Source organism: Brucella lupini (assembly GCF_002252535.1).
Classification (GTDB): Bacteria; Pseudomonadota; Alphaproteobacteria; order Rhizobiales; family Rhizobiaceae; genus Brucella; species Brucella anthropi.
Genome location: NZ_NNRN01000050.1, coordinates 1 through 927, shown reverse-complemented (window position 1 = coordinate 927; position 927 = coordinate 1). Strand labels below are relative to the sequence as shown.

The window sequence follows — 927 nt, the reverse complement described above, 5'->3', positions numbered from 1 at the left end:
CAAGGAGAAGGCTCTTGATGTTCATTTCTGACCTCCAGTCAAAGTTAAAAATGGGTCTGGGCATTCTGATTTGGCTGAAGGACAACCTGTCCCCATCCCCTTTTGAAAAAGTCGCCCCGAAGCGCTCCTTCTTCTGGATGTGAAGATACTCGCCCGTTCCTTCGTTTCAACATCGAATACACTCTCCCAACCTTTCTGGTGCTTCTATGAGGGAGGGTTGTTGCAGAAAAGACACGAAATTGCCCGTTTCAGGGTGGGCTATTTAGAGTTTATTAACATGAGTGAACGCGAGTTAACGGGTCTTAACGCTTGAAAACACGCGATATTTGGCATCGTGGCGGTTTTCAGCCCGCGAATCCATGACTTCCCGTGCTCCGAGTGGAGAATATGTCAAAGCACCGTCGCGTATTGCCACATTAGCTGATTTGGGTGCGAATCTTTCTTGTTATACAGCTCGAAATGAGGCTGCCGACGCCTGGTGAAAGCGGCCGATTCCACGCATATTCCTGATTGCGTATATATAAAGTGCGATAATTCGCAGGAAATTTTACCAGTTGGCGCGCAATTCGCTTGAAATGACAAAGCGTACCAGCTATCTCGCCCTTACCGGAGAGGTGGCCGAGTGGTCGAAGGCGCTCCCCTGCTAAGGGAGTAGACCTCATAAGGGTCTCGTGGGTTCGAATCCCATCCTCTCCGCCAGCTGCCTCAAGCAAATCTCTTCATAAAAATCAGATCCAGATTGCCACGCGATGTGCGATTCCGTGCTTTTACGCCCCGTATTCGACGCATGTCGGATCACTTCCGATTTGCTGACTTTTTGAGTTCCGAATCTGCAAACTCTATAACACATTGAAAATACTTATTTATTTCGAAAGCCTCCGATTCTTGACTGGAGGTCAGAAATGAACATCAAGAGCCTTCTCCTTG

1 tRNA gene is annotated in these 927 nt (G+C 48.2%); it reads left to right on the top strand.

The window, feature by feature from the left end:
• The first annotated feature begins 608 nt into the window (after nt 1-608).
• Nucleotides 609-699 (top strand) — tRNA-Ser (locus CES86_RS15950).
• Nucleotides 700-927: the final 228 nt, after the last annotated feature.